This is a genomic window from Shigella sp. FC1661 (assembly GCF_001712525.1).
Classification (GTDB): Bacteria; Pseudomonadota; Gammaproteobacteria; order Enterobacterales; family Enterobacteriaceae; genus Escherichia; species Escherichia coli.
Genome location: NZ_MDGW01000371.1, coordinates 1 through 1,082, shown reverse-complemented (window position 1 = coordinate 1,082; position 1,082 = coordinate 1). Strand labels below are relative to the sequence as shown.

3 protein-coding genes and 1 pseudogene are annotated in these 1,082 nt (G+C 50.3%); 1 reads left to right on the top strand and 3 read right to left on the bottom strand.

Annotated features, from left to right (window positions below; all coding sequences use genetic code 11):
* Nucleotides 1–252 (top strand): integrase core domain-containing protein (locus BFF42_RS18350; RefSeq protein WP_146627638.1); only part of this gene is annotated, 252 nt, incomplete at its 5' end.
* Nucleotides 253–259: 7 nt separating this feature from the next.
* On the opposite strand, the pseudogene BFF42_RS18345 reads toward BFF42_RS18350, so the two are convergent.
* From BFF42_RS18345 to BFF42_RS18335, 3 genes and pseudogenes are all read right to left on the bottom strand, one after another.
* Nucleotides 260–517, bottom strand: a pseudogene (locus tag BFF42_RS18345) (glycoside hydrolase family protein); the annotation flags it as partial.
* A complete protein-coding gene (locus BFF42_RS18340; protein ID WP_000016353.1) occupies nt 504–812 on the bottom strand; it encodes a phage holin family protein in 309 nt (102 codons plus the stop codon). The pseudogene BFF42_RS18345 and the gene BFF42_RS18340, both read right to left, overlap by 14 nt.
* On the bottom strand, nt 797–1,082 hold a 286-nt coding region (locus BFF42_RS18335), incomplete at its 5' end, for an integrase core domain-containing protein (RefSeq protein ID WP_000318964.1). The genes BFF42_RS18340 and BFF42_RS18335, both read right to left, overlap by 16 nt.

Genomic DNA, 1,082 nt, shown 5'->3' with positions numbered 1-1,082 from the left:
AGACAGAGTATGAGCCGGCGCGGAAACTGCTGGGATAACAGCCCAATGGAACGCTTCTTCAGGAGTCTGAAGAACGAATGGATGCCGGTGGTGGGTTACGTAAGCTTCAGCGAGGCAGCTCACGCCATAACGGACTATATCGTTGGATATTACAGCGCACTAAGACCGCACGAATATAACGGTGGGTTACCCCCAAACGAATCGGAAAATCGATACTGGAAAAACTCTAACTCGGTGGCCAGTTTTTGTTGACCACTTCAAAGTCTTTCAGCCCAAGCTGCTTGCGGTAAGCATCCCACCAGCGTGAAAGAAGTTGATAACGGCCTGCAGCTGTTGATTTGAGTTTGGGGTTTAGCGTGACAAGTTTGCGAGGGTGATCGGAGTAATCAGTGAAGAGTTCACCACCGACAATAATATCATAACCGTGGTTACGTGTCGGTTGTCGCCCGTTATCCGTTCCTTCTGACCATGCCACCATATCGAGGAAAGCTTTACGCTGAGGATTAAGATTTTGCATTTTTCACCCCTGTCAGTCGTTCCCAGAAGTACGTCAGTGCAACCGAACCCATCGCACCACTAATCCCCGCTGTCGCGAGAATCATGTAAATACTGAATCCACTTTCGATGCTGATCAGGCCACCAATAACACCGGTGAATCCTGATACCACTATCTGAGCCAGAGCATTTATCCAACTCCACGTTGCTTTACTCTGCTTCACATCTATCAGGTAGCGGACCAGACCGCCCCAACCTGCGATGATCAGCAAAACGAGCCAGAACGCTCCTGGATTTGCCCCTATATTTCCAGACATCTGTTATCACTTAACCCATTACAAGCCCGCTGCCGCAGATATTCCCGTGGCGAGCGATAACCCAGCGCACTATGCGGATGCCATTCGTTATAATGCTCGAACGCCTCTGCAAGGTTCTTTGCTGCCGTTAACCCGTCTGGTTTGGGCATGATACTGATGTAGTCACGCTTTATCGTTTTCACGAAGCTCTCTGCTATTCCGTTACTCTCCGGACTCCGCACCGCCGTGTTCTTCGGTTCAAGTCCCAACATCCGGGCGAACTGGCGTGTT